General features: G+C 62.8%; 15 protein-coding genes and 1 pseudogene. 6 read left to right on the top strand and 10 right to left on the bottom strand.

Annotation, left to right across the window (positions count from 1 at the left end):
- Position 1 precedes the first annotated feature (1 nt).
- The 4 genes from trpC (at position 2) to lexA (ending at position 3,464) form a co-directional block, all read left to right on the top strand.
- Positions 2-853, top strand: a complete 852-nt coding sequence (gene trpC / locus EN885_RS20150; RefSeq protein ID WP_128242577.1) for an indole-3-glycerol phosphate synthase TrpC — start codon at positions 2-4, stop codon at positions 851-853.
- A gap of 66 nt (positions 854-919) precedes the next feature.
- Positions 920-1,417 (top strand): cyclic pyranopterin monophosphate synthase MoaC, encoded by a 498-nt coding sequence (gene moaC, locus EN885_RS20145; protein WP_127203845.1) that lies wholly within the window; start codon positions 920-922, stop codon positions 1,415-1,417.
- Positions 1,417-2,622 (top strand): gephyrin-like molybdotransferase Glp, encoded by a 1,206-nt coding sequence (glp, locus tag EN885_RS20140; RefSeq protein WP_128242576.1) that lies wholly within the window; start codon positions 1,417-1,419, stop codon positions 2,620-2,622. The genes moaC and glp overlap by 1 nt, the downstream gene beginning before the upstream one ends.
- A gap of 104 nt (positions 2,623-2,726) precedes the next feature.
- Positions 2,727-3,464 (top strand): transcriptional repressor LexA, encoded by a 738-nt coding sequence (lexA, locus tag EN885_RS20135; protein WP_126106489.1) that lies wholly within the window; start codon positions 2,727-2,729, stop codon positions 3,462-3,464.
- On the opposite strand, the gene EN885_RS20130 is transcribed toward lexA, so the two are convergent.
- Positions 3,458-5,902 carry a ComEC/Rec2 family competence protein gene (locus EN885_RS20130; protein WP_128242575.1) on the bottom strand — a complete coding sequence of 815 codons (2,445 nt, stop codon included), beginning with the start codon at positions 5,900-5,902 and terminating at the stop codon, positions 3,458-3,460. The two genes, lexA and EN885_RS20130, sit on opposite strands and share 7 nt — an antisense overlap.
- Positions 5,903-6,004: 102 nt before the next feature.
- Here EN885_RS20130 and gltX point away from each other — a divergent pair, with 102 nt between their 5' ends.
- Positions 6,005-7,429, top strand: coding sequence for a glutamate--tRNA ligase (gltX, locus tag EN885_RS20125; protein ID WP_128242574.1), 1,425 nt, complete (start codon positions 6,005-6,007; stop codon positions 7,427-7,429).
- A 181-nt stretch (positions 7,430-7,610) separates the two neighbouring features.
- Positions 7,611-8,939, top strand: coding sequence for a citrate synthase (gltA, locus tag EN885_RS20120; RefSeq protein ID WP_095485242.1), 1,329 nt, complete (start codon positions 7,611-7,613; stop codon positions 8,937-8,939).
- A 54-nt stretch (positions 8,940-8,993) separates the two neighbouring features.
- On the opposite strand, the gene lpxB is transcribed toward gltA, so the two are convergent.
- From lpxB to EN885_RS20075, 9 genes and pseudogenes are all read right to left on the bottom strand, one after another.
- The gene (gene lpxB, locus EN885_RS20115) at positions 8,994-10,160 is read right to left on the bottom strand and encodes a lipid-A-disaccharide synthase (RefSeq protein WP_128242573.1); all 1,167 of its coding nucleotides are present in this window, start codon (positions 10,158-10,160) and stop codon (positions 8,994-8,996) included.
- Positions 10,150-11,052: a UDP-2,3-diacylglucosamine diphosphatase LpxI gene (gene lpxI / locus EN885_RS20110; RefSeq protein WP_164547198.1), complete on the bottom strand. Its 903-nt coding sequence runs from the start codon at positions 11,050-11,052 to the stop codon at positions 10,150-10,152. Before lpxI ends, lpxB begins: the two co-directional genes overlap by 11 nt.
- On the bottom strand, positions 11,039-11,872 hold the full coding sequence (gene lpxA, locus EN885_RS20105; RefSeq protein ID WP_126107484.1) for an acyl-ACP--UDP-N-acetylglucosamine O-acyltransferase: 834 nt from the start codon (positions 11,870-11,872) through the stop codon (positions 11,039-11,041). The genes lpxI and lpxA overlap by 14 nt, the downstream gene beginning before the upstream one ends.
- A 13-nt stretch (positions 11,873-11,885) precedes the next feature.
- Positions 11,886-12,353, bottom strand: a complete 468-nt coding sequence (gene fabZ, locus EN885_RS20100; protein WP_128242572.1) for a 3-hydroxyacyl-ACP dehydratase FabZ — start codon at positions 12,351-12,353, stop codon at positions 11,886-11,888.
- Complete coding sequence (gene lpxD / locus EN885_RS20095) at positions 12,346-13,404, bottom strand: UDP-3-O-(3-hydroxymyristoyl)glucosamine N-acyltransferase (RefSeq protein WP_128242571.1); 1,059 nt, start codon at positions 13,402-13,404, stop codon at positions 12,346-12,348. The genes fabZ and lpxD overlap by 8 nt, the downstream gene beginning before the upstream one ends.
- 179 nt (positions 13,405-13,583) lie before the next feature.
- Positions 13,584-15,983 (bottom strand): outer membrane protein assembly factor BamA, encoded by a 2,400-nt coding sequence (gene bamA / locus EN885_RS20090; protein ID WP_128242570.1) that lies wholly within the window; start codon positions 15,981-15,983, stop codon positions 13,584-13,586.
- A 217-nt stretch (positions 15,984-16,200) separates the two neighbouring features.
- Complete coding sequence (gene rseP / locus EN885_RS20085; protein ID WP_126106482.1) at positions 16,201-17,343, bottom strand: RIP metalloprotease RseP; 1,143 nt, start codon at positions 17,341-17,343, stop codon at positions 16,201-16,203.
- Between the two features lie 103 nt (positions 17,344-17,446).
- The gene (locus EN885_RS20080; RefSeq protein ID WP_128242569.1) at positions 17,447-18,262 is read right to left on the bottom strand and encodes a phosphatidate cytidylyltransferase; all 816 of its coding nucleotides are present in this window, start codon (positions 18,260-18,262) and stop codon (positions 17,447-17,449) included.
- Positions 18,259-19,002 (bottom strand): annotated as a pseudogene (locus tag EN885_RS20075) (isoprenyl transferase); the annotation flags it as partial. The pseudogene EN885_RS20075 and the gene EN885_RS20080, both read right to left, overlap by 4 nt.
- Positions 19,003-19,007: the final 5 nt, after the last annotated feature.

The raw sequence follows: 19,007 nt of genomic DNA, 5'->3' as shown, positions 1-19,007 counted from the left end.
CGTGTCTGATATCCTGCGCAAGATCGAAGCCTACAAGCGCGACGAGATCGCGGCGGCGAAGGCGCGCGTGCCGCTTGCCGAGATCAAGGCGCGGGCGAAGGACACCGATGCGCCGCGCGGCTTTCTCTCGGCCCTTGAAGCCAGGCGCAAATCCGGCAGCTTCGCGCTGATCGCCGAGATCAAGAAGGCGAGCCCTTCCAAGGGCCTGATCCGAGCCGATTTCGATCCGCCGGCACTGGCCAGGGCCTATGCGAAAGGTGGCGCCGCCTGCCTCTCGGTGCTGACCGACGCGCCGTCCTTCCAGGGCGCGCCTGAATTCCTCACCGATGCGCGCAGTGCCGTGACATTGCCCGCCTTGCGCAAGGATTTTCTGTTCGAGCCTTATCAGGTGTTCGAAGCCCGTGCGTGGGGCGCTGACGCCATCCTGATCATCATGGCGAGCGTCGATGACGCCGTGGCCAGGGAGCTCGAAATGACGGCTTTCGAGCTCGGCATGGACGCGCTGATCGAGGTGCATGACGAAGCCGAGACGGAACGCGCGCTGAAACTGTCGTCACGGCTGATCGGCATCAACAACCGCAACCTCCGGACGTTCGAAACCAGTCTCGATACTTCGGAGCGGCTCGCGACGATGGTGCCGGCCGACCGCCTGCTGGTCAGCGAGAGCGGTATTTTCTCGCACGAAGATTGCCGCAGGCTGGAAAAAAGCGACATCGGCACCTTCCTCGTCGGCGAGAGCCTGATGCGGCAACAGGACGTGGCCGCCGCAACGCACCTGCTTTTGACGGGCAAGGCGCCGGCTCATGCATCGGCCCGAAAATCGGAATCGATTTTCGGAGAGCACGATGCATAAATCCAAAGTGTTAGAGCGTGCTATGTGCGTCCAAACGGACGCACGTCGTTCTAAGGCCGTCTGACGATGACGGCTGCCCTCACCCATCTTGGCGCGAAAGGCGAAGCCAATATGGTCGATGTCGGCGACAAGGCGGAAACGACCCGCACGGCGATCGCCGAAGGTCTTGTCTCGATGCGGCCAGAAACGCTGAAGATGATCCTCGACGGCGATGCCAAGAAAGGCGACGTGCTGGGCACGGCGCGCATCGCCGGCATCATGGCGGCCAAGAGGACGCATGAGCTGATCCCGCTCTGTCACCCGCTGCTGTTGACCAAGATATCCGTCGACATCGAACCGGACGCGACGCTGCCTGGCCTGAAGGTCACGGCGCTGGCCCGCGTCACCGGCAAGACCGGCGTCGAGATGGAGGCGCTGACCGCCGTCTCGGTCGCTTGCCTGACCATCTACGACATGGCTAAGGCGGTCGACCGCGCCATGGTGATCTCCGGCATCAGGCTGGTGGAAAAGACCGGCGGCAAATCCGGCGTCTACAAAGTAGGCGCCCAAGGGGCAGGCCAATAATGGCGCTGCTTCCGGTTGCCGACGCGCTCGAGCGCCTGCTTGAAGATGCTGCGCCCTTGCAAGCTGAAAGCGTCACCCTGATGGACGCCGCCGACCGGATACTGGCGGACCCGCTCACGGCGCTCCGCACCCAGCCGCCCTTCAACGCGTCCGCCATGGACGGCTATGCAGTGCGGGCCGAGGATGTCGCCTCCGTGCCGGCAACACTTGCGGTGATCGGCATGGCGCCGGCCGGACGCGGCTTTGCCGGAACAGTCGGCCCGGCGCAGGCCGTGCGCATCTTCACCGGCGCGCCGCTTCCCGCAGGCGCTGACACCATCGTCATCCAGGAGAATGTCCGCGACCTCGGCGGCGGCAGCATCGAAGTGACCGCGTCGACGGTTGAAGGCCGCAACATCCGCCGCCTCGGGCTCGATTTCTTGAAGGGCGACGTTCTGCTGGAGAAAGGCCGCCTGCTTGATCCGGCGGCGTTGTCGCTGGCAGCGTCGGCCAACCATCCGCAGGTCAGTGTGGTGAAACGGCCGCTGGTCGCCATCATCGCCACCGGCGACGAATTGCTGCCGCCAGGCAGCGACCTTGGCCCGGACCAGATCATCTCGTCCAACGCCTATGGCGTCGCTGCCGCGGCCCGCTCGGTCGGCGCCAGCGCGCTCGACCTCGGCATCGCCCCCGACCGCAAAGAGGCGATTGCCGCGCTGGTGAAAAAGGCAGTTAACGCAGGGGCTGACGTCATCGTCACGCTGGGCGGCGCCTCGGTCGGCGACCACGACCTCGTCCACGACGTGCTGACCGGCGAAGGCATGACGCTCGATTTCTGGAAGATCGCCATGCGGCCCGGCAAGCCGCTGATGTTCGGCCGGCTGGGCGACATCCGCTGCATCGGCCTGCCCGGCAATCCGGTGGCGAGCCTGGTCTGCACGCAGCTCTTCCTGAAGCCGCTGCTTGCGCGGCTTGGCGGACGCGCCTACCGGCAGGACATGCGTCAGGCGCGGCTCGGTGCCGCCATGGCGGCCAACGATATCAGGCAGGACTATGTACGCGCCGTGGTGAAGGAAGACGCCGGCACGCTCAAGGCGACGCCGTTCGGCATCCAGGATTCCTCGATGCTCAGAATGCTGGCCGACGCCAACGGGCTGATCGTGCGCGAGCCATTCGCTCCCCCCGCAGCGACAGGCACCGCCTGCAGCGTGCTGATGCTACGCTGAACAAAACGTCAACGCATTCATTAAACTTTAAACAGTTGCGGAACACAACTGGAACAGATAGTGTTTGTTCTGGGTTTGTTTTTCTGATTCTGTTGGGGGTCGCGATGCTGACACGCAAACAACATGAGCTGCTGATGTTCATCCACGAGCGGCTGAAGGAAAGCGGCATTCCGCCCTCGTTTGACGAGATGAAGGAAGCGCTCGATCTCGCGTCCAAATCGGGAATCCATCGGCTGATCACGGCGCTGGAGGAGCGCGGCTTCATTCGCCGGCTGCCCAACCGCGCCCGCGCGCTGGAAGTGCTGCGCCTGCCCGATTCGATCGCGCCCGGCCTCAATGCGGCACGCAAATTCTCGCCGAGCGTCATTCAGGGCAGCCTTGGGCAGGGCAGCCTCGGCCGACAGATCAAGCCGGCGCCGTCACGCATGCCTGCGGCCGGCAATGACGACGACGTCGTTGCCACTGTCTCCATCCCGGTGATGGGCCGCATCGCTGCCGGTGTGCCGATCGATGCCATCCAGCACCAGACGCATTCGATCTCGGTGCCACCGGACATGATCACCGGCGGCGCGCACTACGCGCTGGAGGTCAAGGGTGATTCGATGATCGAGGCCGGCATCTTCGACGGCGACACGGTCATCATTCGCAACGCCGACACCGCCCAGCCTGGCGAGATCATTGTCGCCCTGGTCGACGAGGAGGAAGCGACGCTGAAGCGGTTCCGCCGCAAAGGCGCCTCGATCGCCCTGGAAGCCGCCAACCCGGCCTATGAGACGCGCATCTTCGGGCCGGACCGGGTCAAGGTGCAAGGCAAGCTCGTCGGATTGATCCGACGTTACTGAACGGCAGCTTTCTTGGGTTTCTCAGGCTTACGGTATGGCGGCAGGCCCCTCGCCTCGCGCGAAAATCTCCGCTGCTCATGCCAAGGCCTATATGGCTGTTTGACGGCAAAACGGATTTCTGCGCGCGTCGTCGCCGATAGCGGATCGAAAAAGACGGCGGCACTGCCCATGCGAGCGAGCTGCCGTTTGGTCACGACGAGGACCAGCGGGTTGCGGCAGGGATTATAATAGGCCGTGGCATCGTCGATGACGATCAAGTCCGCAAAGGCACAGGCTGGCCGCGCGATTTTGCGGTCGTCGGCGAGCGCGATGATCGCGCCGGACGGATGCCGGGCGAGGCACAGGCCGGCAGTGCAATAGAAAGGCGCTCCCGGCGGCAGGTCGGCCGGGTCGGCGATGTCGAACCGCACGTCTCCTTTTTCGAACGTCTCCGGCTCGACAATGGTCGCTGAAGTCAGCGCATGTTTCCAGTTGTCGGTGGTGAATTCGTTCGAGCGCACCCGGTTGACGGCAAGTTCGCCGCCGCCGATCGGCAGCGCCACCAGATGCGCATCCTCCGAGATCAGCACGTCGGGGGTTCGCGTCTCGGAAATCGTCAGCAGGCCGGCAAGCGCAAAGGGAAGTGCCGCAAGCCGCAACCATGTCGTCGCCATCGTGGCGATGACCAGGGCGACCGTCACCAGCAGAACCGACTGCAACGAAATCAGCCCGACTGCATCGACCGGCGAACGTTCGGAGATCCATCCCGATATTGCAATCATGGCCGTCAGCCCCTTGCCCATCATGTAGAGGAAAGGTCCGTCGAAGCCGAAAGGCATTGCCAAGGCGCTGACGACCGCCAGGAACATGACGACCGTGACGATCGGCATGACGGCCAGATTGGCAAACAGACTGAGCGGCGAGACGCGCTGGAAGTGCCAGATGGCGAAGAGCGCGGTGGCGCTGCCGGCAATGATGGAGGTCATGGCGATGGTGCCGGTTCCAGCGACGAGCTTCCGCGTGACGAAAGCGGCCGGTGACCGTCGTTGTGGCGGCGCCGTGGCCTTGTCGGCACGATAGTCGGACCAGCCGGCATAGGCGCCCACGAGAGCCGCGGTCGCGGCGAAGGACATCTGGAAGCTTGGGCCGACCACCTCGTGCGGCGACACGACGATGACGGCGATGGCTGAAATCGTAAGATTGCGCATGGTGAGCGCAGCCCGGTCGAACAGCACGGCGACAAGCATTACCGCGAGCATGATGAAGCTGCGCTCAGCCGCGACCGCGATGCCGGAAAAAATGAGATAGGCAGCGATGGAAAGGAGTGCGGCTGCAGCCGCATATTTTTTGACCGGCCGGCGCGACGAAAAATCGGGAAACAGCGCAAAGGCGCCGCGCAGCAATCCCATGATGGTGCCGGCGACAAGCGCCATGTGCAGGCCGGAAATGGAGATGATGTGGTAGATGCCGGTGCGCCGCATCGATTCGTTGATCTCTTCGGGGATGCCGGCACGCACGCCGACGATCAGCGCAGCGGCAATCTCCCCCTCGGCGCCACCGATGCTGTCCCTGATATGGTCGGCGATGGTTTCACGCGCCTTTTCGATCGACGAAGAAAGGCGCGCTGCTAACGGTGCATCTTCGGAAGCGACGATCTTCGGATTGCCGAGGAAAAAGCCACTGGCGCCGATACCGGCGAAATAGCTGTCAAAGGAGAAGTCATAGCTGTCGGGCCGAACCGGGCCAGTCGGAGGCAAAAGCCTTGCATAGCCGGTTGCCACCGAGCCTGCGGTCATCTCAGCGGGAATTTTGCGTGCCGAAACCCTGACACGTTCCGGTGCATAACGCAGTGTCGGCCGGGCGGTCGATATCACGTCGAGGGTCAGCCTGATCCGGCCGTTCGCCATCTGGTCGAGCCTGACGACGCGGCCGGTGAGTTGGGTCTGGATTACCGAACCGAGCATCTGCGTTCCCGCGCGCCAGGTTTCAACCTTGGCGGCGAGCACACCGAGCGCGCACAGCAACGCTGCCATGAAACACAAATGTGTTTTGCGCCATGACCGCGTGACCGCTGCGCACAATGCCGTGAGGACCACCACGGCAATGGGCTGCGGAAAGTCCGGTTCCACGGCAAGCGAGAAATAGACGATCACTCCGGATGCCAGGAAAACCGGCACCAGCAGGAAGGCGACGCCGCGGTCGAGCTCCATGCCCGCCGCCGAAACCACGCTGTTGCGGATAGCGGATAGTGAAAGACGGCGGAAATGAACGACAGGCCCGGGTATTGGAGCCGGTATTGGGGCGGAGCGGTCCGGCGAGAGAGGCTGGATGCCGGGTTGCGACGCAGGCAGCGAAACGGGTAGCGGCTCGACGGGAGAAACGTCGGCAAACAGCGATCGTTCGCTGACGCTCGCGATCGCGCCCTCGCTCTCGTCCACGCCGCGGCCTGGTCCAGCCATCGGGTCTGCCCCTTGCGCCCTTGACCTCCTATGCTACATGAACGCGCGACGCGCGAAAGTCCGCGCAACCACATCGGTTTCCTGCGCTTGCCCGAGAGTTCCATGTCCGACAAGGTCGTCACCCGTTTTGCCCCCTCGCCCACCGGCTTCCTGCATATTGGCGGGGCCCGGACGGCGCTGTTCAACTGGCTGTATTCGAAACACACCGGCGGCAAGATGCTGCTGCGCATTGAAGACACCGATCGTGAGCGTTCGACCGATGCGGCAACCGCCGCCATTCTCGACGGGCTCTCCTGGCTCGGCCTCACCTGGGACGGCGAGCCGGTATCGCAGTTCGAGCGCGCGCCGCGCCACCGCGCTGTCGCCGAGGAGCTGGTGCGCCTCGGCAAGGCCTATTACTGCTATGCGACGCCGGCTGAGCTGGAGGCGATGCGTGAGAGCGCGCGGGCCAAGGGGCTGCCTCCCCGCTATGACGGCCGCTGGCGCGATCGCGACCCGTCGGAGGCGCCGGCCGGCGCCAAGGGCGCCATCCGCATCAAGGCGCCGGCCGATGGCGAGACGGTGGTGCATGACCTCGTGCAGGGCGATGTCCGCTTTCCCAACAAGGATCTCGACGATTTCATCATCCTGCGCTCGGACGGCAATCCGACCTATATGCATGCCGTCGTCGTCGACGATCACGATATGGGCATTACCCACATCATCCGCGGCGACGACCATCTGACCAACGCCGCCCGCCAGACGGTGATCTATCGGGCCATGGGCTGGGACGTGCCGTCGATGTCGCATATCCCGCTGATCCATGGCGCCGACGGCGCCAAGCTGTCGAAGCGGCACGGGGCCCTCGGCGTCGAAGCCTATCGTGCCATGGGCTATCTGCCCGAGGCACTGCTCAACTACCTGGCGCGGCTCGGCTGGAGCCACGGCGACGACGAGATCATGTCGATCGCCGACATGATTGCTTGGTTCGACATCGGCGACGTCAACAAGGGAGCCGCCCGCTTCGACTTCGCCAAGCTCGAGGCGCTGAACGGCGTGCACATGCGCCGCATGAACGACGCCGAATTGCTCGATATCTTCATCGCCACCTTGCCCTATCTCGAAGGCGGCCCGGCGATCGCAGCGCGCCTCGATGACACGCGCAAGGCGCAGTTGCTTGCCGCCCTGCCAGGCCTGAAGGAGCGCGCCAAGACGCTGGTCGAGCTGGCCGACGGTGCCGCCTTCCTGTTTGCCGAGCGGCCGCTGCCGATCGACGAGAAGGCGGCTGCATTGCTCGGTGGTGACGCGCGCGAGATCCTGCGGGGCGCGCACGCGGCGCTGAAGACGATTTCAGGCGATTGGACGGCCGAAGCGGCGGAAGCAGCGATCCGCGAATATGCGCTGGCCGGCGGCCATAAGCTCGGCGCCGTGGCCCAACCTTTGCGTGCCGCGCTCACCGGCAAGAGCACCTCGCCCGGCGTGTTCGACGTGCTTGCCGTGCTTGGTCGTGAGGAAAGCCTGGCGCGCGTCGCGGATCAAATCGATTAGCAAAACTGGCCCAAGAAGATTGGCATTGAAAGGTGGGTTTCGCAGTGCAACATTAGGTCTTGGCCCAATTTGGCACGCAAATCCAATTGCGGGCGCAAACGCGCGGACTCCGATCCTTTCGACGTGTTGCGTTGCAGATATTTCGCCTTTGCCGGCATGAGAAAACCAAAAGGAGTTTGCAATGTCCGAAGCTGCGACAAAAATGGAATTTGGCGGCAAAACCCAGGCGTCGACTGCAAAACTTGAGTTCGGCGGCAAAACTCACGAACTCAAGGTGCGAAGCGGCTCGGTCGGACCTGATGTCATCGATATCGGCTCGCTTTACAGCACCACCGGGGCCTTCACCTACGATCCCGGCTTCACGTCGACGGCAAGCTGCGAGTCGGAGATCACTTTCATCGACGGCGATGCCGGCATCCTTTTGCATCGCGGCTATCCCATCGACCAGCTGGCCGAGCATGGCGACTTCCTCGAAGTCTGCTATCTCTTGCTCTACGGCGAATTGCCGACCAAGGCGCAGAAGGACGATTTCGACTACCGGGTGACGCGCCACACCATGGTGCATGAGCAGATGTCGCGCTTCTTCACCGGCTTTCGCCGCGACGCGCACCCGATGGCGGTGATGTGCGGCGTGGTCGGCGCGCTGTCGGCCTTCTATCACGATTCCACCGACATCTCGGACCCGTATCAGCGCATGGTCGCATCGATGCGGCTGATCGCGAAAATGCCGACGATCGCGGCGATGGCCTACAAATATCACATCGGCCAGCCCTTCATTTACCCGAAGAACGAGCTGAATTTCGCGGCCAACTTCCTGCATATGTGCTTTGCCGTGCCGTGCGAGGAATACAAGATCAACCCGGTGCTGGCCCGCGCGATGGAGCGCATCTTTATCCTGCACGCCGATCACGAGCAGAACGCCTCGACATCGACCGTCCGCCTCGCCGGCTCGTCGGGCGCCAATCCGTTTGCCTGCATCGCAGCCGGCATCGCCTGCCTGTGGGGACCGGCCCATGGCGGCGCCAACGAGGCGGCCTTGAACATGCTGGGCGAGATCGGCCATGTCGACCACATCCCGGAATTCATCGCCCGCGCCAAAGACAAGAACGACCCGTTCCGGCTGATGGGTTTTGGCCACCGCGTCTACAAGAACTACGATCCGCGCGCCAAGATCATGCAGAAGACCGCACATGAGGTTCTGGGCGAACTCGGCATCAAGGACGATCCGCTGCTCGACATCGCCATGGAGCTGGAGAAGATCGCGCTGACCGACTCCTATTTCATCGAGAAGAAGCTTTATCCGAACGTCGATTTCTATTCCGGCATCACGCTGAAGGCGCTGGGCTTCCCCACCACCATGTTCACGGTGCTGTTCGCAGTCGCCCGCACCGTCGGCTGGATCGCGCAGTGGAAAGAGATGATCGAGGATCCGCATCAGAAGATCGGCCGCCCACGCCAGCTCTATACAGGTGCGCCGGAACGCGACTACGTGCCGATTGCGAAGCGGTAAAAAGAAAAAGTGAGTAGTGAGTAGTAAATAGGAATTTTCTTCACTACTCACTACTCACCCCTTGATGTACTTCATCACGACCCCCGCTGCGATGTCGCCCGAAGGTCTGTCGACGGCCATGCGTCTGGCCACCTCGGCAAAACCGTCCTTCTGCCATGCGCGATAGGGGGTGTCGGAAAACAGCGCCTCCAACTGCCGCGCCAGATAATGCGGCCGCACATATTCGTTGTAGTTTTCCGGCACGACCGGACGGTCGGCGATGAGATTTGGCAAGGCGGCGCTCCATACGGTGATCAGGCGCTGGGCCATCCGCATGACCGGATCGAGCCGGTAGCAGGAGATCATCGGCACACCCGACAGCGCCAACTCCAGCGACACCGTTCCCGATGCGATCAGCGCCGCATCGGCCTTGCCGAAGGCCTGCCATTTGCGCTCGGTATCAAGGATGATCTCCGGATTCTCGTCCCAGCTTGCGACCGAAGCCCTGACCAGGTCGGCGACATGCGGCACCGTCGGCAACAGCAGGCGCAAGCGGTGTCCGCGCGCGCGCAGGATCGAGATCGTCTTGCCGAATGGGCCGACCAGCCGTCGCACCTCGCCGCGACGCGAGCCGGGCAGCACAAGCAGTGTCTTCACACGATCGTCGGACAGATCGCGCGGCAGGCTTTGCGCCTTGGCAGCGCCGAGCACGCCCGGATCATGTGTGAGGCGATGGCCAACATAGGTGCCGGGCGGACCGCCGAGGCGTGCGAGTTCCTTCACTTCGAAAGGCAGGATGCAGAGGATATGGTCGACATACGGTTTCATCGCCACCGCCCTGCCCGGTCGCCACGCCCAGACGCTCGGGCAGACATAGTGAACGATCGGGATCGTCGGATCGGCGGCGCGAACCTTCTTCGCCACGCGCAGCGAAAAATCCGGGCTGTCGATGGTGATGAGACAGTCGGGCTTTCCACCAGCGACCGCGCTGGCCGTCTGGCTGATCCGCCGCATCAGGCGCGGCAGGTCGCGCAGGATGGCGCTCAAGCCCATCAGCGCGATCTCGCCGCCGTCGAAGAGCGGCGTGAGGCCGAGCGCCTGCAAATGGCGGCCGCCGATGCCGACGAGCCGGACCTCGCGGCCGGTCGCGCGCTTGAGCGCCTCCACGATGTCGGCACCAAGCAGATCGCCGGATTCCTCGCCGGCAACGATGGCGATCTTCAGCGGTTTGTCAGTCGCCATGCGCCGGCTCCGCAGCGGGCAGGCCAATCACGAACAGGCCGAGCGCATTGGCGCGTGCGACGACGGTGGGGCCTTCAAGAACCAGCGAGCGGCCGGCTTCGACGGCAATGCCGGCAAGTCCGGCGGCATGCGCCGCCTCGATCGTCTGTGGGCCGATGGAGGGCAGGTCCGCGCGCAACTCCTGGCCGGGCTTGGCGCATTTGACCAGGACGCCGCGCGTTCTGCCGGCAAGTCTGCCATGGCCGCGCAACTGCCTTGTTCGATCAAGCAATCCATCGGTGCCCTCGACGCCTTCCAGCGCGATGGCGCGGCCGCCGATCGCGACAGCTGCCTGGCCGATATCCAGCGCGCCGATGGCCTTTGCCGCCGCATGCGCCGCTTCGATGTCGCGCCAGTCGGATTTGCGCGGCGCTGCCTTGGTCAACGTCCCTTCGGCCGCGACCAGTTCCGGCACGATCTCATGGGCGCCGACGACCTTGACCCCACGCGCCTCCAGAGCCCGCGTCAAAACCTTCAACAGACCGTCGTCACCACGGGCAAGCGCCATGACCACCGACGGCGCCACAGCCAGCAAGCCGAGGCTCGGGCGCATGTCGATCAGTCTCGGCCGGCGCCTGATCTCGCCGGCAAGGACGAGATGGCTGATCCGTCGACGCCTCAGTAACGAAGCCAGCGAACCGATGTCTTCCAGAGCGAGGCTCTCATGCTCGTAGCCGCTGAGGTCGGACTTGCGGTCGACTTCGCCCTCGATCAGGATAATGACGGGCGGGTAGCCTTGTCCGGCCAGGCTGATCGCAACTTCGACCGGCAAACTGCCGCCGCCGGCGATGATGCCGACCCTGGCATCTGGCGCAAGATCAAGGCCCGTCCGGGTGGCCTCAATCTTCGTCATCTGCATCGTCGCCGTCGCCACCCCTAAGCGACGGGACGGCATAGTGCCGTTTGCCGCGACTGGCGATGAAATCGATGATTTTCATGGCGGTCGGTGACGAGGCGAATTCCGCCTTGGCGAACTCGACGTTTTCGCCGACGGTTCGGGAGCGATCGAAGATCGTCCTGTAGGCCTTTCGCAGCGTATGGATCTCGGAGCGCGGCAGGCCGGCGCGCTTCAGGCCGATGATGTTGAGGCCGCGAAGTTTGGCGCGATTGCCGACGGCGATGGCGTAGGGAATGACATCGCCGACGATTGCCGAGCAACCGCCGAGAAAGGCGTTGTCGCCGACGCGGACAAACTGATGAACGGCGGTGAGGCCACCGATATAGACGTTGTCGCCGATCTCGCAATGGCCGCCCAACGTCGCTCCATTGGCGAAGGTGGCGTTATTGCCGACGATGCAGTCATGGGCGATGTGGGCGTAGGCAAGGAAGTTGCCATTGTCGCCGATCGTCGTCTCGCCGCGGCTGGAATCGGTGCCGAGATGCATGGTCACGCCTTCGCGGATCGTGCAGTTCTCACCGATGACCAGCGTGGTGCGGCCGCCCTTGTGCTTGGTGTTCTGCGGCGGCGCGCCCAGTGTCGCCATCGGATAGACCTTGGTCGACGCCCCGACGGTGGTCGCGCCCATTACCGAGATATGGCTGACCAGTTCGACGCGGTCGCCGATCACTGCGTCGGCGCTGATGTGGCAGAACGGCCCGATGCGGACGCCTTCGCCGATTTTAGCGCCTGCCTCGATGACCGAAGATGGATGGATCACTGTCTGGATTTTCATAAGCATTCGATCGTCAGTCGCTCGTAACCATCATCGCCGAGATCTCGGCTTCCGCGGCCTTGACGCCGTCGACCAGAGCCTCGCAGGCGAATTTGAGAAGGTTGCCGCGTTTCTTGATTTTCTTCACATGGATCTTCAACTGGTCGCCGGGAACGACCGGTTTGCGGAATTTGGCGTTGTCGATGGTCAGGAAATAGACCAGCGACGGTTTTTCGGTGCCAAGGCTGCGGATGCAGATGGCGCCGGCCGTCTGCGCCATCGCCTCGACGATCAGCACGCCGGGCATAACCGGCTGGTCCGGGAAATGACCCTGAAAATGCGGCTCGTTTATGGTCACGTTCTTGATGCCGATAGCGGACTCGTCGCCATCGATGTCGATAATGCGGTCGATCATCAGGAACGGATAGCGATGCGGCAGGAGCTTCATCAGCTCCAATATGTCGACCGCCTCGAGCGTCGTCGCCGCCACCATCTCAGCTATTCCCTCCGTCGCCGGATTTGCGCGCCCTGGCCAGTCTTCGCAGGGCCGCGATCTCCCGCATGGCTTCCGCCATCGGCTGTGCCGGATACCCTCCCCAAATCTCGCCCGCAGGGACGTTGCTCATGAACCCGCTTCTAGCGGCAAGCTTGGCCCCTGTCCCTATGGTCAGGTGATCCGCAAGGCCGACACCGCCACCCATGGTGACGTTGTCGCCCACCGTTACGGAACCGGAAATACCCGAAAGACCGGCGATTATGCAGTTGCGGCCGATGCGAACGTTATGGGCGATCTGCACCAGATTGTCGATCTTGGTGCCCTGGCCGATGATCGTGTCGGACATGGCGCCACGATCGACTGTGGTGTTCGAGCCGATTTCGACATCGTCCTGGATAACGACACGGCCGATTTGCGGGACGCGCTCCGGGCCCTTGGCGCCGGCTACGAAGCCAAAACCGTCCTGACCGATGCGGGCGCCGCCATGGATGATGACGCGGTTGCCGATCAGGGCGTATTGGATGCTGGCGCCCGGACCGACATAGCCATCGCGGCCGAACTGGCAGGAGGGACCGATAACGGCATGAGGAGCAATGACGGATCCGCTGCCGATAGAAGCGCGGGGGCCGATGATCGCGCCGGCCTCGATGATCGCGCCGGCCTCAATGTGCGCCGAAGGATCGATATGGGCATGCGGTGAGATACCGGTTTCTCCGGTCATCGGCGCCGGTGTGGCGGCAGCCGGGAAAAGAAGCCGTCCGACCATCGCGAAAGCCTGTTGCGGGCGCGGATGGACCAGAACCGCGATGCCCGCCGGCGCCTTGCCGGCAAATTCGGCGGGACAGAGGACCGCCGCCGCCCGCAGCGATTGCATCAGCGCGAAGTTGCGTCTGCCGTCGACGAAGACAAGGGCGTGCTCACCGCCTTCGCTCGCCGGCGCCAAGGCTTCGATCGATATGTCGGAAAGGCCGGTATCGACAAGCGCCGAGCCGGTCAGATTCGCGACTTCGCCAGCCGTGTACCGGCGTGAGGGCGCGAAGAACACCGGATCGGTCATTCCAGAAGCTATATCCAGCTAGCGCATGACCCGGAAAATCGGAATCGATTTTCGCTGAGGATCATGCGCAAAATCAAAGTGCTACAGCGTCCTTTGCGCGTCCAAGAGGACGCGCGGCTCTGTAGTGTCGGATCACTCTCTTCCGGACCCCAACAGCCCGGAAGCATCGTTGCCGCCGATCAGAAGCGGGTCGATATGCCGAAGTTGAATTCCTGCACGTCGTCGGTGTCTTCCTTGAGAACCGGGATCGCATAGTCGATGCGGATCGGACCGAACGGCGACGCCCACATCAGACCGACGCCGACAGAGGCGCGCCACTGCATGTCTGTCGATGATTGATCGACCAGTGAAGCATCGACCTTGCTGCCATAGAGCGTCGCCGCATCGGCGAAGACCGCGCCGCGCAGGCCGAAGCTCTCCGGAATGACCGGCATCGGAAACTGGGCTTCCGCCGAGGCGTTGAAATAGGTGGTGCCGCCGAGATGGTCGTCAAAGCCCTGATTGTCGACCGGACCGATGCCGCCATAGGCAAAGCCGCGGATCATGCGGTCGCTGCTCTGGAAATGATCGAAGATGCGCAGGTCGCCGCCGCCGAAGCCTTGGACGTGGCCGGCTCCGCCCGAAATCAAGCCGACCAGATCAAGCTGCTCCGACAATGTCTGGTAGACGCTTCCACGCGCCGTCACCTTGATGAATTTGGCATCGCCGCCGAGGCCGGCCACCTCCGTGGTGACATTGGCGTAGATGCCTTCATGCGGGTTCTTCATGTCGTCGATGGTATTGTAGACCAGGCCGAGACTGACCGACGACTTGAGCCACGGGCTTTCCTCAATACCCTGGAGGATTGCCTGAGAGATGTCGCAGTCGCCGCTGGGGATGCCATCATTGTCCGAGGGCTCGTCGACGCCATCACCGTCGTTATCGCAGTCATCGTCGAGCTTATACTTCTCCTGCGAGATATTATACCCCAGCTGCGTCGAGATGTTGTCGGTGATCGGCAGGCCGAAACGCACCGTCGCGCCTATCGTCTCGCTCTCATAGTCGGAGTATTCCCTAGTCCGGTTAAAGACATCGAAGCCGGCAGCGATACGCCGCCCGAGGAAATAGGGCTCGGTGAAGGAGAAGCTGTAGTCGCGCGAATTCTTGCCGCCGCCCGCCGATAACTTGATGAACTGGCCGCGTCCGAGGAAGTTGCGCTCGGTGATCGAGCCTTCGATGGATGGGCCTGACGTGTCGCCGCCGGTCGAATAGCCGGCGCCAACCGAGAACTCGCCGGTCGATTTCTCGACCACGTCGACCACGAGCACCACCTGGTCTGGCTCAGAGCCGGGCACAGTGGAAACCTCGACTTTTTCAAAATAATCGAGCGCTTCCAGCCTCTTCTTCGCGCGCTGGATGAGAACCTGGTTGAAGGCATCGCCCTCACTGACGTCGAATTCGCGACGAATGACATAGTCGCGTGTCCGGTCGTTGCCGCGAATCTCGATGCGCTCGACATAGGCCTTGGTGCCCTGGTCGATCGTATAGACCACCGAAATGGTGTGGTTCTCGAAATTGCGGTCGCCGCGCGGCGTCACCTGAGCGAAGGCATAGCCGGAACCGGCTACCTTCTCGGTCAGCGCGATGATGGTGTCTTCGACGTCCTTGGCGTTGTAGACATCGCCCTTGTGGGTCTCGACCACCGACTGCAGCGATGCGCCGTCGACCTCGGGAATGGTGCTCTCGACGCTGACATCGCCGAATGTGTAGCGATCGCCCTCCTGCACGGTGATGGTCACCGTGTATTTGTTGGTGGTCTCGTCGAGCTCGCCGACCGCGGAAACGACCTGGAAGTCGGCATAGCCGTGATTGTAATAGAAACGGCGCAGCAGCTCCTGGTCGGCGCGCAGCTTGTCGTCGTCATAGACGTCGTCACGCAGCACGAACGAAAGGAAGGTCGAGCGCTTGGTCGAGATGACGTCGGACAGGCGACGGCTCGAATAGGCGCTGTTACCGACGAAATTGACCGCGGCGATCTGCGTGCGGCCGCCTTCGTTGATGTTGAAGACCACGTTCACGCGGTTGTCGCCGAGATCCATGATCTGGGTGGTCACTGCGGCGTCGTCGCGACCGATACGCCTGTAGGCGGCCTTGACCGCCTCGACGTCGGCATCGAGCGCCTGCTGCGAGAACGTCCCACGCGGCTTCAACTGAACCGCGGCCGCAAGGGCGTTGTCCTTGAGCTTCTTGTTGCCCTGGAACAGCACCTGGTTCACGACCTGATATTCGGAAACCTTGACGACCAGCGACGAACCGACCTGGTTGATCTGGACGTCCGAGAACAGCCCGGTGCCGAACAGCGCTTTGACCGCATCGTCGATATCGGCGCTGGAAAAGGCCTTGCCGGGCTTGATCGTGATGTAATTGCGGATCGTGTCGGCGTCGACACGCTGATTGCCGCTGACTTCAACTCTTGAGACAACAGCGGCCTCGGCCGCCGATGTGGCAACGAATTGCACTGCGAGCGCACCTGGCACGACCAGAGCGGCGGACAGGGCCACCGCGGACGCGGCGCTCAAAAACTTGGATGCTGCCTTCATCGGGCTTTTGTACCTTTTCTCGAAGTCCCCACGGCGAGAAAACCGGACGTGCGGTAATTTCCCCTACCGTATTAACCGGATTTTCCCTACACGCAAGGCTCCTGGTTAATTTGTATTTACTTAACCCTGTTGCGTGGCTTTCGCGTCACGCATATCCCCACGCATGGTAAACGGCGTCTCAACGTTGGCTGTGCCGAAGCCAAATTTCTTCATGATTTCAGCACCCAAACAGATCGTTCCAGAAAACGAACCCCATGAAGCCCAACACGAGCATGAAGCCAGCCCTATAGCCCATCTCCATCATCCGCTCCGACACCGGTCGCCGAATGACGGCCTCCACGCCGTAGAACAAGAGATGGCCGCCGTCGAGGGGGGGAATCGGCAAAAGGTTGAGAATGCCGATGCCGACCGACAGCAGCGCGACAAGTTGCACAAGCCAGTCGAAGCCCAATTTTGCCGCCTGCCCCGACATCTTTGCGATCTTGATTGGGCCGCCCAGTTGGCATTTGTCTTCGCGCCCGACGACGAAACGCTGCAGGAACTGACCGGTGCGCTGAATGATGTATCCCGTCTCCTCGACCGCCGCCCCTACCGCTTCGATCGGGTTGTAAGTGACTAGCCTGGGTTGGCCGAATTCCTGATTGTTGACGACGCCGATCACGGCCACTTTGACCTTGTTGCCCAGCCCATCTTGCTGCTCCATCAGCTCCGGCGTCGCCGTGGCGGTGATCTCCTTGCCGTCGCGCAGCATGACGAAGGTGATGGCATCGCCGCCGCGGCCCGAAACCAGGCGCTGGACGTCGGAGAACGTTTGGACCTTGCTGCCGTTGACGCTGACGAATCGGTCACCAGGCAGGATGCCAGCCCTGGCCGCAGGACTGCCGGCGGTGACTTCAGCCACCATCGGCTCCATCACAGGGCGGCCATAGGCGGAAAACAGCACCGCAAAGACGGCAATCGTCAGCAGGAAGTTGAACAACGGGCCGGCCACCACAGTCGCCGCGCGCTTCCAGACCGGCTGCGTGTGAAAGGCAATCTTGCGTTCGGCATTGGTCAGCGATTCGAGCTCCTCCGAGCTGGGCTGGCTCGATGTGGCATTCATGTCGCCGACGAATTTGACATAGCCGCCAAGCGGAATGGCGCAGAGTTTCCAGCGTGTGCCATGGCTGTCATTGAAGCCGAAGAGTTCCGGGCCGAAGCCAATCGAAAAGGCCTTTACGCCAATGCCGCACCAGCGGCCGACGAGGTAATGGCCCATCTCGTGGACGAACACGACCACGGTCAGCACGAACAGGAAAGGCACCAGCGTGCCGAGGAAAAAGCCCTCCGTGCTGAAAACCGCGTGAAGAATCTCGTTCAACTCATGTCCTCAAAACTCGTCCGCAGCACGATCGTACCGCGACTGTGACATCAATCCAGGCGAATCCATGGCGCATCCTGCGCAAGTCAAGACACAATGCCGATCAAGCTGGAAACAGCCCCTGCGCCGGATGGTCGGCGGTCGCCGAAATCCAGCCGATGACGTACAGGGCGAAGGCCGCCGCGACAAGCCCGTCGACCCGGTCCATGACACCGCCATGGCCAGGTATCAGCGTGCCCGAATCCTTGCGGTCGTGGCGGCGCTTCACCCATGATTCGAAAAGATCACCGGCCTGGGCGACGATCGAAAGCACGAGCGCAACGACGCCGAGCACTGCGAGATTGCCGGCTCCGGCCGCGGCGGCCAAAAGCAGCCCGGCAACCACGCCGCCGACCGCGCCGCCAAGTGCCCCGCTCTGCGTCTTGCCGGGCGAGATCGACGGCGCCAGCTTCGGGCCGCCGACAGCGCGGCCGACGAAATAGGCTGATATGTCGGTCGCCCAAACCACCGCGAACAGGAAAAGAATCGCGACGAGGCCGGGATGATCGCCGTCGCGCAAAAGAGCAAGCGACAGGCCAGAAATGGCGGCATAGGCAAGGCCTGACGGGTCCCACTGTCCCGTTTGGCGCATCGAACCCACGACCACGGTGACAACGACCATCACTGCTGCAAGAAGCAGCAGCCAGGACGCAGGCAGGCCGGCAACCAAGGCGACGACGAAGACCAGAAGCAGCGCATCCGGCAGAAGACCAAGACCCGTCGCGGCGACCGGGCGGCACATTCGCGTCCATTCATAGAAGATCAGGATCGACATGGCGGCGCAAAGCAACCGGAAAGGCAGTCCGCCGAGCCAGGTCAGACCAAGCGTGACGACGGCAAGCACGATGGCGGAAATAATACGAAGCTGGAGGTTGCTCATCCCTTGGCCGTCACAGCGACGTCTTGAGCGCCAAGCCCGCCGAAACGGCGCTCGCGGCCAGCGAAATCGCGCAATGCGTCGGCCAAATGCTCGCGGCTGAAATCGGGCCAGTAGCAAGGCAGGAAGACGAGCTCGCTATAGGCCGCCTGCCACAGAAGAAAATTCGACAGCCTGAGTTCGCCGCTGGTGCGGATGACCAGTTCAGGGTCCGGAATACCCTGGGTATCGAGAGAGCCGGCAAAGGATTCGGCCGTGATCGCCTCGCTGTCGAGCTCGCCGCGTGCCACCGCCGAGGCAAGCTTGCGCGCCGTGCGCACGATCTCGTCACGCCCGCCATAGTTGAAGGCGATGACCAGGGTCAGCGCCTCATTGCGCATGGTCAGCGTTTCGGCCTCTTCAAGCAGGGTCCTGATATCAGGCTGCAACCCTGCCCTGTCGCCGATGATCCTGACCCGCACGCCGCTCTGGTGCAGTTCGGCGAGATCGCGGCGGATGAAGATTTTCAAGAGACCCATCAGGTCGCTGACTTCGGACTTCGGTCGCGACCAGTTTTCCGACGAGAAAGCGTAGACGGTCAGGAAGGAGATGCCGAGGCCAGGAGCGGCGCGTACCGTGTTGCGTAGCGCCTCGACGCCGGCACGATGCCCGGCAAGCCGCGGCATGCCGCGCGCTTTGGCCCAGCGTCCGTTTCCGTCCATGATGATCGCGACATGCGCGGGGCTTGTCATAGTTTCGCTTTCGGGTC

It is taken from the genome of Mesorhizobium sp. M6A.T.Cr.TU.014.01.1.1, from assembly GCF_004022765.1.
Classification (GTDB): domain Bacteria; phylum Pseudomonadota; class Alphaproteobacteria; order Rhizobiales; family Rhizobiaceae; genus Mesorhizobium; species Mesorhizobium mediterraneum.
This window is presented reverse-complemented; position numbering and strand designations above follow the sequence as displayed.